Below are 15997 nucleotides of genomic sequence, written 5' to 3' on the forward strand. Positions count from 1 at the left end.
TCCGGCAGCGAAAACCAAGGACAGCGAGGCGACATGCATAACCTGTATGTATCGAATGGCTTAATAGCCACAATCATTTTTAACTACAATCCAATTATTTTCTTATGAGAAAAATTCTACTGATTACATTTTTGTTTACTGCGACAGCATTAACCCATGTTTGGGCGCAGGACCGAACCGTATCCGGTAAGGTAGTCTCAGCCGAAGACGGCACAGAGCTACCCGGTGTGAACGTGGTGCTGAAAGGCACGGCAACTGGTACCGTCACTGATATTGACGGTAATTACAAAATCACCGTTCCTTCATCGGGAGGGACATTGGTTTTTTCATTTATTGGTCTTTTGTCCCAGGAAACTGAAATCGGCTCCCGTTCCGTCATCGACGCAACCATGGAGTCCGACGTGAAACAACTCTCTGAAGTTGTTGTGACAGCAGTTGGCATTGAGCGGGAGAAGAAAGCACTTGGTTATGCTGTAACAGAGCTCAAGAGCGACCAGATTGCTCAAAAATCTGAGCCCGATGCTTTGAGGGCCTTGCAGGGTAAAATACCCGGCGTCAACATCATTGGCGCAGGTGGTGCGGCAGGCCAGGGTTCAAACATCACCATCAGAGGAGCTTCTTCTCTGTTGGGAAACAACCAACCACTATGGGTAGTGGATGGTGTGCCTTTTGACAATACCACCTATGCCACTGGCTCATTTACCAGCCAAACCACTACGTCCAACCGTTCTTTTGATCTTGACCCCAACACCATCGAGTCGATGACAGTGTTGAAGGGTGCTGCAGCTGCGGCCCTCTACGGCTCAAGGGCTGCGAATGGTGTGATTGTGGTGACAACTAAAGCTGGTAAAAAAGGAACCCGTAAGGGGATGGAAATCAGTGTAAACACTTCTTACTCTACTGAGAAAGTATCCAATTTGCCTGATTATCAAACCCAGTATACGCAGGGAAACAACTTCCTTTACGTTGATGGTAACTTCGGCACATGGGGTGCTCCTTTCGATTTGAATTCCCCTGCATGGCAGGTAAAGGAGAATGCCGACCTGATCAAAAGTATAGATCCAGCCACGGGGCGTCCCTGGGTAGCTCACCCATATGACCGCTACAGCAATCCGAATAATACACCTTACTTTCCGCAGTTTGCGAATGATTCCGTGCTACTAGGTAGTTACAATACCCCAAAGGATTTTTTCCAAACCGGCGGGGTGCTTGAAACAGCCGTGAATATCTCAGGAGGCAATGACAAGGCCAATTTCGTAGCGGGTCTTTCCAGAATGAACAACCAGGGAATTGTCATCAACAACGAAGTGACCAGAACCAGCATGAACTTTGGTGGCAACACCACACTGGACAATGGCATTTTCATTGGCGGCAGCATGACGTACGTAAATACTGATCTTACCTCGCCTCCGTCAACAGGTTTGTTCTCGGGCGGGCCATCTGTAACACAGCGTCTGCTTTTCACGCCACCAAACGTAAATGTAAAAGGGCTACCTTATCAGGATGCCAATGGCAATCAGGCTTTCTATCGCCCTGACAACGACAATCCTTATTTCTTGGCCCATCACGCTCCGCATACCAGCGATGTTGACAGGTACTTCGGAAATTTTAATATTGGATACGACGTTTTCGAATGGTTGAACGTGACTTACAAAGTTGGATTCAACGGCTTTACCGACCGCAAACTCGAGGTGCTTCCAAGAACCAATACAGCGTTCCCTACAGGTAGAATCATTAAAGACGACCTGAGAAGGATGGAGCTGGATGGTAACTTACTTATCACCGTTTCAAGAGACTTGTCTGAGAATATTGGGTTGAAGGCCATCGTTGGTCACAACGCTAACCTTAGAACGGTGGATCGTCAGGCATTTCAGGGAGTCGGCATCATCGTTGATGGTATCAACGATCTTGACAACACCCAAAGTGTGACGCCTTTTGGAGGAAATAAATCTGAAAGAGCCTACCAGGCTTTCCTTGCTGACCTTTCGTTCTCATACAAGGACTACCTTTTCCTTAACCTAACAGGTCGGAATGATTTAACGTCGGCACTGCCTAAAGACAAGAGAAGCTATTTCTACGGAGGTGCAAGCTCATCCTTCATTTTCACTGATGCCTTGAATATTTCTAACGACATCCTGAATAGCGGAAAAATAAGGGTAGGCGTTGCCAAAGTGGGTAGTGACCCATCGCCATACCTCACACAGTCAGTGTTGTTCAATACCAACCCATCCGGGCCAGGTTTTGGTAACAATATTGCCTTCGTTGATTTTCCTTTTATTGGAACCAACGGACAAACTGTTTCCGGTGGTTTGGGCAATGGACTGTTAACACCTGAGTTTACTACTGAATATGAAATCGGTACCGATCTAAGGTTGTTCAAGAATAAGGTAGGAATAGACTTTACTTATTATAACCGAAACACTACTGACCAGATTGTGGCTATTACTGTGCCGTCGACTTCTGGCTTTAACAGTGCCGTGTCCAATATCGGTAAAGTGAGCAACAAGGGAATCGAAGTTGGCCTGGATCTCACGCCAGTATCGCTGGCCAACGGCTTCAACTGGAATATTTTTGCTTCGTTTACCCGCAACCGTAACGTGGTTGAAGAGCTGACAGAAGGCCTGGATGAAGTGTTTATCAATGGCTTCGGTAATAGCGTAAGGGTTGTTCATGCTGTAGGTTTGCCATATGGTCAGATCAAAGGCTCTGTAGCTGCCAGATCCGAAGACGGTCAATTGTTAGTTGACCCTGCCACAGGAAAGCTCATTCAATCATCTGAGGAGCAAATCATCGGAGACCCTAACCCTAATTATATTTTGGGGGTTACTAACAGCTTCAGTTTTAAAGGAGTAACACTGAACGTACTCTTCGATTATCGTGATGGTGGCGACATGTGGTCGGGAACCTACAATCAGGTATACGGCCGAGGCCTAACAACTGGTACGGTGCCAGAAGGCCCAAGAGGCCGTGAGGTAACGGTTATAATTCCCGGTGTTGTAGGCGATCCAAGTACGCAAAGTGCGAAGCTCGATGACAACGGAAATACTATTCCTAATACAACGTCACTTACTGTCAACGACTGGTACTTTATCAACACATTCGGGAGCTCAGGGCCAGAAGAGTTCTCTGTGTTTGACGCAAGCACTATACGCTTAAGGGAAATTTCTCTTGGCTATTCTTTGCCAAAGACTCTCCTGAACAAGACACCTTTTGGTTCTGCTAACATCTCGTTGTCAGGTAGAAATCTATGGTTCAAAGCCCTCAATTTCCCAGATGACCTCAATTTTGATCCAGAAACAAACTCCCTGGGAACGGGTAATGTGGAGGGATTGAGTGCATTTCAGAGCGGTAACGCCCAGGGCATCGACCTGGGAATTATCCCAACGACAAGGAGATATGGTGTTAACCTAAGATTCACTTTTTAATTGAAGAGAATATGAAGATTTTAAGAAATAGACTTTCAAAGGCAGGGATAGTGATGCTGACGATATTTAGTATGTCGTGTGGATCAGATTTCCTGGATATAAACACTGACCCGAACAACCCGTCAGAAGCGTCATTGAACCTGCTATTGCCAGCAGCACAGCTGTCGGCTGGTTTTTGGACAACCAGGAACGTGCAGGAAAATGCATCTGCATTTATTCAGCACTACACAAGGTTGAACCAGAGCACCTACAATATCACCGGTGCTAACTTCTCCAACGATTTTAATTCGATGTTTGATCAGGCGCTTAAAGACTTGCAAACAATTGTCAAGCAGGGAGAAGAAGCAGGATTCAAAGGTTACTCTGGTATTGCCAAAGTAATGAAGGCCTATCTGTATATGGTGCTGGTGGACACCTGGGGCGACGTGCCTTATACAGAAGCACTGCAGGGTGAGGAGGTATTGTTTCCGCATTACGAAGACGACGCTGCTGTTTACGACCACATCATTGATTTGGTAGATGTTGCAAAGGCTGACCTGAAGGAAGCCATTGAGAACAGCGAGTCACCAGTTTCAAGCGATTTGATTTACGGTGGAAATTACAGCAAGTGGGTGAAGGCAGCGAATACGCTTAAACTCCGTTTACTGCTCAACATCCGTCTAGTCGATGCCGCCAGATCGAAGGCAGGCATTGAAACGCTGATAACGGAGAACAATTTTATATCGAGCAATGCTGACGATTTTCAGTTTACGTTTGGGTCTTCCGTGTCTCCAATGAACCAGCACCCCATTTATCAGCAGGAGTACATCCCAGGCAGCAAAACGCAATACATGAACAACTACTTCATGTACAATTTGATTGCCAAGAATGATCCCCGTTTGCCATTCTACATTTTCAGACAGGGAGAAGATGATGACCTGGACTTCCAAACGCAGCCTTGTTCTCAAAGGAGCGATTGTGTGTATGGATGGCTTGGGGGGCAAGAGCCTTCAAATGGCCTGCCTGCATTGGGTGCTGCGGCCGACGGTTATATTGGCAGAGATCATGGCGATCCGTCAGGCATCCCTGGTGATAATACTATCAGGGCAACTTTTGGTGTGTATCCGATAGGCGGCTCCTATGATGTAGGCCCGGGTGGCGGAGAGCGTAGGTTTGACAGAGGTCACGGCACAGGTGCTGGTATTATGCCCTGGCTGACCAATTTCCATGTGTCATTTATGCTGGCAGAAGCAGCCATCACGCTTGGGACACCTGGCGATCCTTTGGCACTTACGCTAAAGGGCATCGAGGACTCTTTCAGCAAAGTGGAGGCTTTTGGCCTGGCGATTGATCCTAACAATGCGATAGCAATGGATCAGGCGGATGTTGATGACTATCTTAATGATATTTCGGACCGCTACACAGCGGCCGGTAACAACAGCCAAAGACTGAACATTGTAATGACTGAAAAATTCTATGCCAGCTATGGCAATGGATTTGAATCTTACACCGACTACCGTCGCACAGGAATGCCAAACGATCAGCCGTCGGCGCTTGCTCCAAGCGGCCCATTCCCTTTGAGGCTTCCCTATCCTCCGGGAGAGCTTTCTTCTAATCCAAATGCCCCCAATCCGGTGCCTTTGGTGAGTGAGCCAATTTTCTGGGATGCTAACTAACTTTAAAAGCAAACGAACATGAAGAAAATAAGCATATTAACTGTAGTATTTGCCTGGCTCATTCTACTGAACGGTTGTCAGGACGAGGACTGGAATCCGGCGCCGGATATCAATGATAATATTGGGGCGGTGACGAAAATTTCGGTAAACCCCAATAAAAACTTCTTCAATGCCCTGAACCCTTTGGCTTCTGAAGAAGTGGAGTTTACCATTGATGTGGATGGGTTTGACGTGACAGAGGTGTCGAGTGTTGATATCATGCTAACATTTACTGAGAAAGATGGTACCTACAATGAGCTGGAGGATGTGTACGTTGATAAAGTGTACGATGCAGTGAAGGTTGGCGAGGTTACTACCTTTCCATCTACCTTTGCCCTTACAGCAGCCTCAGCGGCGGAGTCGCTTGGTGTGGATTTGAGCTTCTTTAAAGTTGGCGATGGCTTCAATCTAACTTTCCCAATACACTCTGCTGATGGAAGAACTTTCACAGTGGCGTTGAATAGCGATTTGTGTCAGCAGCCTGCTCAGCCATCCTTCGGGGGTTGTAACGTGCGCTGGTCGATTGCCTGCGCTTCCGATCTTGGCGGAACGTTTGACTTTTCTACAACTGTGATCGCAGCTGGTCCTGGTGGGGCGGCTGGCAACTGTAGCAATCCCGTTACAGGCACTGGCACACTCACGGCCCTTGGTGGCGGCAGGTACGCCGTATCTGATGCTACGTTTGGTCAGTATGACTGCGCCTGGGCCGATACGCCTGCAGTAGGAGTGAGGTTGGTGGATGTGTGTAACAAGATTAGCCTTACTGGCTCCGATCAGTACGGTCTTATTTACACTTTCGTTATTAAAAACAACGATGGCACAAGCCTGACGATTGACTGGTCTAACGATTATGGAGACGCCGGTACCACTGTCCTGACACGAACAGACAGCAAAACCTGGCCATCGGAACTTTCCAATTGATGGTGTTATTGATGGAGAATAAAAAAGGGGCGGAGGCCCCTTTTTTTATTCTCTCTTTACAAATTCAAAGTCCACAGCTTGCCCATCCCCGGATATCTGAACCTCCAGCCTGTCTCCCTCTAGCTTGTAGGCGATCTTCTTTGGAAAATCGTGGGTTGGATTCTCACAAACAAAGCCCTGATCGCTAAGTTGGATAAACTGAAATAGCACAGGCGCTTTATTCTCTGGCACGTCGGCAATGTAGTAGATGCTTCCATTTTCAACCACAATGCTCAGTTTTTCCAAAAACGTAGTGTCTTCTCCCTGCAGAGAAACTCCGAACCCTATCCACTTTGTTTTGCTGTCCCTTTCCCACCTTTCATGAGCACTTTTTCCTTGTTTGACATTTGTGCGCTCCCAGGTGCCCTCCAGCCACGAGAGCTTTTTAAAATTTTTAGCTGAAACAGCGCTTACTGACTGCGCATTTAACAATGACGCTGTCAACAGGATGAGAGTGATAGCTAGGATTGACTTCATAGTTTTTTTATTCAATCATAGCTAAGGAACAGCACTTTGTATTGTAAAAAGCCGACATCTATTTGTGAAGGAAGAAATTGGCCATGTTTTCTTCGTTGAAAAGGTAGCTTGTCGGCTCTGCCCCGGTAAATGCTTTGAAGTTCTTAATAAAATGAGACTGGTCGAAATGGCCGGAATCTAGTGCCATTTGTACCCATGCCGGATCTTGGTTTTGCATCAAGTCAAATATTTTGTTGAACCTGATAATTCGGGAGTAGTATTTGGGTGATATCCCTACATGCTGATGGAAAAGTCTTTCTAACTGTCTTTCGCTGATACCAACTTCCACCGCAAGCTCGCCGATGTGCCTGGTTCCGCCGCTTTCGAAGATGATTTGCAGCGCCTGTTCAACTCTGGAAGTATCGTTTTGGTACTTCGAGCTTACTGAACTGAACCAACTATCTATTCTTTCGAAAACCTGTGAGCTTTCAGGACTTTGACAAACGATTGATTCAAGCTCCGAAAATTTGCCATTGACTACTTCATGGAAATCAGCCACTTTGTCTGTAAGAGCATGCATCGGAAAGCCAAACAATTTGGCCAGAGCGGTGGGCATCAGCTTGATTCCAATCATGCCATAAGCACCGGTGTTTCTAAGAAAGAAGTGTTTTTTTATTTGTCCGGCGAGAAGGTGCAATGCCTGGGGTTGCCATGCTTTGTAGAGGCAGATTTCGAAGTGCGAGCCATAGTGTAAGATAATCTCCGGGTACCCATCGGGGATGATTTTTTGGGTAGTAATGGTTTTGTCGCCTTCGCTGTCTACCCGCCAATAGCTCTTCACTACTTGTCGCAAATGTGGTGCCGGATCTTGCTTCTTGTATATCATGAATAAATAAAGCTGCCTGGTTTTAAATATAACGGAGGGGCAGCTTTATTAGACCATCATTGTTGATTTATGATTGTCGCAGGCAATTAGAAATCAACGACTGCAAATTCTTCAATTTTCTTCCTTTTTCTCGGAGCCAGTTCTCTCTGTTGGAGGGCTTCGGGCAGGGTCTCATGGCTATCCCGATAGCCAATAGCAATGAGTACTACTGGTTGCAGATTTTCACGGAATTTGAATAATTCTCTGGCCATGATTCTGTCAAATCCACCTATTTGATGCAGCGAAAGCCCGAGGTGAGTAGCTTCAACACTTAAATTACCAACTGCCAAACCCAGGTCATATAATGCTGAATGATTCGTAGTGCCATTGCCGTAAGTAGTACGTGCCATCACCAATAGCAAAACGGGGGCATCTGGCGCCCAGGGCTGGTTGCCTGGGGCAAGTGTCTTCGCCAGGGTATCGTGACTTTTGGTGCCTTTTTGAGCCACCAGTACTTCCCAGGGTTGTTCGTTCATGGCGGAGGGAGCCCAGCGCATGGCTTCAAGAAGTTGGTTGACGGCGCCACGGCTCACCTTTTTTGATGAGAAGGATCTTGGGCTCCACCTATCTTTAATGAGTGGATGGATATCGAAGTCTGTGGGGGTTTCCTTTTGTATTAATGTGGATGTCATGGAGGTATCAATATTTAATGTATATACATATAAATACGATAGTCTCCATGAAAGTTCCACAATGCTCAAAAATAGCCGGTAGGGTGAGAACTCTCTGCAATCACAACCTTCAAAGAGATTGCTATTGCACTTACAGTCACCTGGTTCACGGCAAGTCTTCAGTTTCCACAAGCTTTTTTAACTTGTAGACAGTCAATGGCTTAGATATAAAGTCAGTTACGAATGACAGTTCTTTAATCTTCTCAATTTCATCTCTCAGAATCGTAGAGCTTACCACATATAAGCAGGTATGATGAGTTTGATGGAGGTTTAGTCGTTGATAGTCAGAAAGGAATTGCCAGCCGTTATACAGTGGCATATTCAAGTCCAGCATAATATGGGTTGGATAGCTCTGTGCTTGCTGATCCAAAGAAGACAGATAGGCTAAACCTTCAACAGCACTTTCAAAACTTCTGATTTTGAAATCGCCAGAAATCTCCTCAATCATTTTTTTACAAATGAAATTATTGATCGGGTCGTCATCAATAACAATTAGCTCCTTCATATCCGTAAACTCCATTATCATAGACGTAATGCTGTTTTACTTTAGTAAATATAAAAAAAATAACATTAAGTAAAACATTATCTGAATTCGTATCACAGCTTTATTGATAGCTTAAGAAAAAATTGGCTCGTAAATTTAACCTAAAACGATATAAATAACTTCAAAAAATAACTTCTTATAAAAATTCACCAGAGAGCCACCTTTATTTGTACTTTAAAATCATTTTTTAAAGAGCCATTTATCTCTTGCAAACCGGATCCGGTACTTTTGGTATTCATATAGGAAAACTTTGCCCAGCGGCCCCATATGGTAACCTTATCGGCAATTTTGTATTGAGCAAGCAGGTAAGTTCTGATGCCTTTGCCCGTGTATGCAGGAATAGAAAAGGCATAAAGCACATCTTTTTCATACACATATTGCCGATTGCTATAGTCGTCGGTGTCGAACAAGGCAATGCGTGAGCTGAGCCTCCATTTTGGTAGCGTAAGGTTCAAATCCTGAATGATGGCAAATCCTGTGCTCACCACTTCTTCCTTTTGGTACCTGCTTAGCTGTAGCCGGGATTTGAAACTTAACAGGTGTCCAGTGTCGTGATCAAGATTGAGAATTATGTTTTCTTTTTTGGTTTCAACCGGCACCTGTAAATTATTTGTAAGTACTTCGCCATTTTCGGCCTTGGTTTGATGCCTTAGTTGCACATAAACTTTGGTCAACTTGCTGAAACTGTAAGTGGCCATGGCAAGGTATTCGTTCCCATCTGAAGGAGCGTCGGTATTGTAGCGCAGCCAGGGAAAGCTAAACTTGTCATAATATGCAGTGAACAATAGTTTTGATGCGGCTCGCCATTTGATGCCCCAATAGATGCCTTTCTCATTCACATTTCTCGAGGCCTCTCCAAAAGATCTTGCGTAGAAACTATGAAAATCCCGCTGGTAGTTTCTCGCCACCATGCTGGCACCAAGACTATTGGTAATGCTCACCATAAGGCCGCCAATGGCACCCCATCCTCCGGAGCTAGACCTGGCTGCTTCGCCAAAAAATTGGGTGTTTTGCCAGAGCTTGGAGAAATATAAGCTGCTGATATGGTTAGCTCGGCCGGAAAACTCAAACTGGTTGTACAGTGCAGGCGTTTTTTGAATAGGTGTACTGAATTGGGTGTACAAAGTGTTGAGACCAAATTGAAAAGTGCCGCTTTTGTATTGCAGGTTGCCTCCCACGTCATGCTCCACCACCTGACCTTTGCCATTTATTTCCGATTCGGTTCGGTGGAAGCCTGTGTTGAGAATGGAAGAGATGTAGGCTTCTGGGCCGTCGGTGATGGTGTCTGTTCGCACGGTGCCGTCTTGCCGGAGTCGGGAGGCAATGGCGGTGAGCTCCCATTTTCCGAACGAATAGGTAGCGGCGGCCCCTCGGAAAAAGCCGGTTTCCAGCACGGAGGTGTAAGGGAGCAGACCAGTAGAGTTTCTTTTGACTGTCAGTAGCGTTTCACCACCTTTGCCAGCGGCAAATCCTGCTCCAAACACCAGCCCTTGTCCCATTTGAAGCTGGTAGTCACCAATATTGATGGCCTTGAAATTGCCCTGGTTTTTCACTTGCCCATGAAATGAATAGAAATCAGCACCGTAGGTATGTCTTGATTGGTTCCAGGCCAACTCCTCGCCTGCATCTTTCTCCACTGTGAAACCAAAACTAAAGTCGTTGGGATGACTTACCCGAAAGCGGGCGTAATGCTTGTAGGGGCTTCCGGCATACCTGCTACTCAGATCACCATTGTTGGCGGTATCCGCCTGGGTGTAGCCCCTGGCTGTTTCAAGAGTTCGCTCCGTTCGCAGCAGCAGGTAGTTGTTCTTTTCATTTACCACACGTTGAAAAAGTGACTTCCCTTGTTTGCTGCCTGCTCCCGAAACGGTAACGAAGGGCCTGATATTTCTGATTGTAGCCAGATCAAAATTGGGTACGGCTTGTAGCTCATAAAGGGAAAGAAGAGGCCCGTTAAGCTTCCGGTAGTTGAGCAGGCTTTCTATTTGAATCGGACTTAAAATATAAAAAGACGACAAATCTTCGAAAGTGGCAAGATTGATGTCTATCGGGCTGGTATAGAGCTGGAACAAGGACTCATACAAGTCGTCGTAGTTTACGTCTTCGTCCTGTATGGCAAAGAGCTCTTGTACGAAGGCATATAGATCGATGTCCTCTGCAGGTGGTTCAGGCGGCAACTGCTGTGCATGTAGCTGTAAGCAACACAAGAGGCAAAAGGCAATGCCTGTCAGGCTATTTTTTAGGGGCGAAAGCATAAATCACTGACATTTGGTGCAGTTCTCCCAATCTTGCATCATTCCTGAAGGCGTAGTCTATTTGAAATTTGCCCGGCTTAAACCCAAGGCCGAAGCAGGAAATAAAGGGGCCGGTGCTGAAACCGGTTCTCAGCGCAAGCTGGGGAATGATGAAATACTCCATCCCTGCTCTTGCTATCGGCTTGTAGTTGATGTCTTTGGATACTTCCATATTGACCATGAACGCCGTAATGGGCCGGTACGACACCCCAAGCTTCATCACAGTCGGCACCCTTTCACCAGTGCCGGGCACCAGCTTTGATTGGGTGAGGTTGTAAATATGTGCGCCCAGGTGCCACTGCTTGTTGATTGCCGCTATGCCACCCAGGTCAACTACCAATACGCCCCTGGTGCCAATGGTGGGGATGTTGTACTGCACATAGCTAAGACCTCCACCAAGGCTCACAAACCCAATTTTATTGGCCACTTTTAAACTTGCCAACTGCTCTGTGTAGAGTTTGCCACCGAACCGATAAAAGCCTACACCGGTGGTGAACTTTCCAAAAGGAATGGAAGCACCTGCGCCCATCACTTGAAAATCTTCTATTCGATAACGATTTTCATAACTTGCAAAGACGCCTGGTGAGTTTGCCTGAGCCAGCCCGGCTGGGTTGTTGAAAAGACTGAACTGATCGGTGAGCGTAGAAGAGGTGGTTCCCAGGGCGGCGCTTCTGGCACCCAGGGAGTAATCGCCGGCCTGACCAGCTGCCCTAAGTGCGAGAAAAACAATACATACAGAGAGTAAAAGCTTTTGAACCATCGTATTAATCTAGCTAAAGCTCTCTCTTTTGCAAAATTATGTGGAGGTTAAAACAAGATTGGCGTGCCTAAATCATTGAAGTTAAATGTTCTAATAGGGCTCATTACTTTTAATTTATCGCTTTTTGCGCAGCCTGTAGTAGAGAAATACCCTACTGGGAGTATTAAAAGTGAGGGGATATTAGACGAGCATCGTAAGCAAGGAGAGTGGGTGTTTTACTACCCGTCGGGAACGAAGAGCGCCACTATCAATTACAGCCTTGGCCAGCTCGATGGCCTGGCGATGTACTATTATCCCGATGAAACTATCATGGCTAAAGAGACCTGGGAAGATGGACTGCTCACTGATTCAGCCTTCTATTATCATGAAAACGGGCAGCTTGAGAAAAAGGGAGTCTATGAGGACGGTTTGTACAAGGGGCAATGGGTTTTTATGAACGACCAGGGTGTTCTGATTCGTAAAGGTACCTATGAAAATGGGCTGCCGAACAGGAGTTGGACGTCTTATTATGATGATGGTACTATTTGGCAGGAAGGAGCTTATACCGAGGGCTTGGAAAGCGGTTTGTGGAAGTTTTATAGAAAAGATGGCTCTTTGGAGTATGAGGGCCACTATGAAAATGGAGCACGGGTGGGGGAGTGGTTTTTGGTCAATAGAAGGGGGAAGAGAAAGCTCGTGGTTTTTGAAGAAATTGAGGAGAGTAATTGAAGGCTTGGCTATGAAAGCTTATTACAGTTCTGCCTTGAAGTTGAGGAAGAAATGAAAGTCTCCCTGGCTGTTATAGGAGTATTCCGTTCGTACGACAAAATCGTAGAAAGAAACCAGGTCGAGGCCAGTGCCGACGCCATAAAGCAGCTTGTTGCTCAAGCGGGTGTTGAGTTCATAGTTCGGGTAGTTTTGCACGTAGCCCAGGTCAAAAAACACTTTTGCGTATAGAGCGAGCGGTAGTTTCTGAAACTGAGGGATCAGCATGATTTTGCTAATGTCTTTCGTAGTCTTGAAAATCTCTTTTTTGAAAGTGTTTTTACTCAGTACATACCTTGGCCCTTCCACCACGTTGAGTTCGAAGCCTCGCACATAATTTCGGCCGAATCCCAGACTTTGGTTCAATGAGTAGGGCTGGCTTGAGGGGCCCGAGACTAGGCCGGTAAGGCCTGTGGCAAAGTAGAACCCTTTACCCATATCCCAGAATTTAGCATAGAGCAATTTTCCGCTCCAAAGGTTAACATCTGACTTATTGCTGAGACCGTCCTTTTCACCTATGAAGGATATATAGTAGCCCTTTAAAGGATAATTTCGGAAATCTCTCCTGTCTCTTAAAAATTGATATTTTAGATGAACGAACTGTTGTTGCTCCTTATTGATGCCAAAGTAGTTTGGGTTTAGCTGCCGTATTGTGTCGGCTGCCTGTAGCTTTTGATATCCAACAGTGAAGTAGTGAAAGTTGTAGAAGGCATTTCTGTAACTATACTGGAGGTAGGTATTGAATCGGTTCTGTATCAAGTCTTCCGACCGGATAAAGGTGGGTATGTGGTTATCTGTTTGGTAGGCCACATTCTTCGACTCGTTGTAGGAGGCGCCGGTTGTAAAACCATGACGCTGCCGTTTGTCGAAATAGGGAATGCTGTAAGTAATATCAAATTGCCTTGTAAAACCGAACTGGGCTATTAGCCGCAGTCGGTCATTCATGCCCCGCAGGTTGTACTGGTCAACCCTTACACCATAGTTGACTCTACTAAAATCCCGCCCCCGGTTTGTCCACCAGTCGTTAAAATTACGGTCGGCTAGCTGAAAGATAGGGGCAGGGAAGAAGTACCAGCGCTCTTCCACTTTCACCAGCACACTCCCTATTCCGGGGGCTGTTTCAAGCAGGGTCACATCCACGGTGTTAAACAGCCGGGTGTTAAAAATCTTTTGTTTGTCCAGCTCCAGGGTAGTAGCCAAAGTAGTTGAATCGTAGATGCCATTCTCTTCGATGCTCAGCTCCCGGGTAATGATCGACTTGCGGGTTCTTTTATGGCCGATAATGTAGATTTTCTCGACCTTGATAAAACGCTGCGGAATGGTGTCCGCAGCAACCGTCTTATTTTTTTTACCTGAATCCTGAGCAGCCGAAGGCAGGCAGCTGAAAAATGTCAGCGCAAAAAAGCAGGCAATCGCAAATGCATTGATTTTCAGCTGCATTACCGGTTCATCCTTTCCTATATTCCTTTTCTGTGGCAGCTTCATTTCACGGACAGACCCCAATTTCCCTTTATTTGTTGTAGTTCAGATTCTATAATGGAGAAAATTAAATAAAGAAACCTCAAACTTAGTTACTCTGCCAAACAAGTCCTCATTAATGCCGATATTTAAGGTGAAAAGGAAGTGTTTCAGGCTGGGGAATATTTTGGCCGGACTGATTGTTGTATAGGAAATCTAAGACATGGGAGGCAGGACATCTTTTCGAAAGCTGGGTATTTGGTTGGCTGTTTTGCCTATCAAGTTTTATCAGTATAGTATTTCGCCACTGTTTCCATCGGCCTGCCGCTACGCACCCACCTGTAGTGAGTATGCCAAAGAGGCCATTACCAAACATGGTCCTTTCAAAGGTGGTTGGCTGGCCGCAAAGCGGATTGGCAAGTGTCACCCCTGGGGAGGAAGCGGGTACGACCCGGTGCCCTAGGACGCTGCGTTGCTATTGAGTAGTGAGAACCAAACTGGACCTGGCACCTAGTGTTCGCACGCCGCCCGACCGCTCCACCTTGCCCTGGACGAATGTTTCTCTAAATCTCTCCGGTATTCCAATCGATATTTTTTTCGAAGACAAGTTGTGATAAACCAAAGCATGCATTTCTCTCAGCTTTCGGCTAAACGCCAGGATATTGCCCTCTTCCAGTGGCAGGCTCTCAATGGCTCCCAATGAAAATAGGTCTGTCTTCTTCAACGCAATAAGTTGCTTGTAAAGATTGTAAATGGAGGTTTTATCAGTCTTCTGCTGCATCGCCGGAACAACTGTTTCGGCAGTTGAGAATCGGGGCGTTATCCAGCGGGTTCGGTATGAGTCTCTTTCGGTTTCGTCCCACAACATTGGCTCCCTTATGTGTTCGTCCGGCTTCATGCCCAGCATGCCCAGCTCCTCGCCGTAGTATATGAATGGAATGCCCGGAAGTGTGAACAGGATGCAAGCAGCCAGCTTTATCTTGTCCATCTTGCCGCCCAGAACGGACGCTGTCCTGTTCTGGTCGTGATTGCTAAGGAAGCTTGCTTCCAGAAAATGTTCGTTATGCGCTTTAAACCATGGCAACGATTCGTTTATTATGTCTACCAGCCGCTGACCTTCACTTATTTTGTAGGAGTTGCCCACCACCGCTGCCGCTCTCTGTTGCCTGTTCTTCACAGATTCAAGAATGCTTTGAGCCCGATCAAAATTGAATAGTGAAGAAAACCCTGCTGCGTAAGGGGAGGCGCTTTTGGCATCGGACCATACTTCGCCAATGAGATAGACATCGGGCTTCACCGACTGCATTTGTGCCCTGAATGCTTTCCAAAACGCATGAGTGTCGGCTGCTCTATCGTCTGGGAAAATGTGCTTAGCTGCGTCCATTCTGAAGCCATCAACGCCCACTTCCGACAGCCAGAATTTGCCAATGGCATATACCTCGTTCCTTACCGCTGGGTTGTCATGATTCAGGTCGGGCATGTCACTATTGAAAAACCCATAGTAGTATTGCGCTGTTGAGTCTTTTGTGCTGATTGGGTGCCATTGCCGGATGTTGTCCGAATCTGCTGAGGTTTCCTTCTTCTCTATTTGCTCTGCCACATTCTCTTTGTCTGACCAGATGTAATAGTCACGGTACTTTGCGTGGATGCCCGTGCGGGCATTCAAGAACCATGGGTGCTGAGAGGAGGTGTGGTTGATGACAAAATCGATGATTACATTGATACCACGACGATGGGCTTCGTGAACGAAGTTTTTGAAGTCGTCAATTGTGCCGTAGTAGGGATGGACGGAATAGTAGTCGGTCACATCATACTTGTGGTAGCTGGGCGAAGGGCAAATGGGCATGAGCCAGACGGCAGTGATGCCAAGCCCTTGCAAGTAGTCCAGTTTGGTAGTCATCCCATTGATGTCACCAATGCCATCGCCGTTGGAGTCGGCAAAGGACTGCACAAAAATCTCGTAGAAGATTGCTTGGGTGTAGGACAATTTTGTCTGTAGAGGTTAAAGGCGCAATTTGCTAAAAACTGGGTACTTATTTAGTCCGATGGATCATCGGGCCACAACA

The 15997-nt window shown here is 46.4% G+C and carries 13 protein-coding genes; 5 read left to right on the plus strand and 8 right to left on the minus strand.

All coding sequences use genetic code 11. The features are described from left to right. Positions 1 to 104: 104 nt before the first annotated feature. Genes RIF36_RS23950 through RIF36_RS23960 form a run of 3 tightly spaced genes read left to right on the plus strand, consistent with a single transcriptional unit; the run spans position 105 to position 6040 of the window. Positions 105 to 3425 (plus strand): SusC/RagA family TonB-linked outer membrane protein, encoded by a 3321-nt coding sequence (locus RIF36_RS23950; protein WP_350120063.1) that lies wholly within the window; start codon positions 105 to 107, stop codon positions 3423 to 3425. A gap of 11 nt (positions 3426 to 3436) precedes the next feature. After that, on the plus strand, positions 3437 to 5080 hold the full coding sequence (locus RIF36_RS23955) for a SusD/RagB family nutrient-binding outer membrane lipoprotein (RefSeq protein WP_350120060.1): 1644 nt from the start codon (positions 3437 to 3439) through the stop codon (positions 5078 to 5080). A gap of 18 nt (positions 5081 to 5098) precedes the next feature. After that, positions 5099 to 6040 (plus strand): hypothetical protein, encoded by a 942-nt coding sequence (locus RIF36_RS23960; protein ID WP_350120057.1) that lies wholly within the window; start codon positions 5099 to 5101, stop codon positions 6038 to 6040. 45 nt (positions 6041 to 6085) lie between these two features. Here the strand turns inward: RIF36_RS23960 and RIF36_RS23965 are convergent, their stop codons facing one another. The 6 genes from RIF36_RS23965 to RIF36_RS23990 form a co-directional block, all read right to left on the minus strand. Next, the gene (locus RIF36_RS23965) at positions 6086 to 6556 is read right to left on the minus strand and encodes a DUF6265 family protein (RefSeq protein ID WP_350120054.1); all 471 of its coding nucleotides are present in this window, start codon (positions 6554 to 6556) and stop codon (positions 6086 to 6088) included. Positions 6557 to 6614: 58 nt separating this feature from the next. Continuing rightward, positions 6615 to 7421 carry an AraC family transcriptional regulator gene (locus tag RIF36_RS23970; protein ID WP_350120051.1) on the minus strand — a complete coding sequence of 269 codons (807 nt, stop codon included), beginning with the start codon at positions 7419 to 7421 and terminating at the stop codon, positions 6615 to 6617. An 86-nt stretch (positions 7422 to 7507) separates the two neighbouring features. Next, on the minus strand, positions 7508 to 8092 hold the full coding sequence (locus RIF36_RS23975; protein WP_350120048.1) for a nitroreductase family protein: 585 nt from the start codon (positions 8090 to 8092) through the stop codon (positions 7508 to 7510). A 145-nt stretch (positions 8093 to 8237) separates the two neighbouring features. Then, positions 8238 to 8657, minus strand: coding sequence for a response regulator (locus RIF36_RS23980; RefSeq protein WP_350072216.1), 420 nt, complete (start codon positions 8655 to 8657; stop codon positions 8238 to 8240). A gap of 164 nt (positions 8658 to 8821) precedes the next feature. After that, a complete protein-coding gene (locus RIF36_RS23985) occupies positions 8822 to 10930 on the minus strand; it encodes a ComEA family DNA-binding protein (RefSeq protein ID WP_350120045.1) in 2109 nt (702 codons plus the stop codon). Then, complete coding sequence (locus tag RIF36_RS23990) at positions 10908 to 11729, minus strand: PorV/PorQ family protein (RefSeq protein WP_350120042.1); 822 nt, start codon at positions 11727 to 11729, stop codon at positions 10908 to 10910. The genes RIF36_RS23985 and RIF36_RS23990 overlap by 23 nt, the downstream gene beginning before the upstream one ends. A 63-nt stretch (positions 11730 to 11792) precedes the next feature. On the opposite strand from RIF36_RS23990, the gene RIF36_RS23995 reads away from it, so the two are divergent. After that, complete coding sequence (locus RIF36_RS23995; RefSeq protein WP_350120039.1) at positions 11793 to 12437, plus strand: toxin-antitoxin system YwqK family antitoxin; 645 nt, start codon at positions 11793 to 11795, stop codon at positions 12435 to 12437. A 21-nt stretch (positions 12438 to 12458) separates the two neighbouring features. Here RIF36_RS23995 and RIF36_RS24000 read toward each other — a convergent pair whose 3' ends face one another. Beyond that, positions 12459 to 13976: a POTRA domain-containing protein gene (locus RIF36_RS24000; RefSeq protein WP_350120036.1), complete on the minus strand. Its 1518-nt coding sequence runs from the start codon at positions 13974 to 13976 to the stop codon at positions 12459 to 12461. Positions 13977 to 14154: 178 nt separating this feature from the next. Between RIF36_RS24000 and yidD the strand changes: the two genes are divergently transcribed. Further along, positions 14155 to 14394, plus strand: coding sequence for a membrane protein insertion efficiency factor YidD (gene yidD / locus RIF36_RS24005; RefSeq protein WP_350072221.1), 240 nt, complete (start codon positions 14155 to 14157; stop codon positions 14392 to 14394). Positions 14395 to 14406: 12 nt separating this feature from the next. On the opposite strand, the gene RIF36_RS24010 is transcribed toward yidD, so the two are convergent. After that, a complete protein-coding gene (locus RIF36_RS24010) occupies positions 14407 to 15918 on the minus strand; it encodes an alpha-amylase family glycosyl hydrolase (protein ID WP_350120033.1) in 1512 nt (503 codons plus the stop codon). Positions 15919 to 15997: the final 79 nt, after the last annotated feature.

This window comes from Imperialibacter sp., from assembly GCF_040222815.1.
In the GTDB taxonomy this organism is placed as follows: Bacteria; Bacteroidota; Bacteroidia; order Cytophagales; family Cyclobacteriaceae; genus Imperialibacter.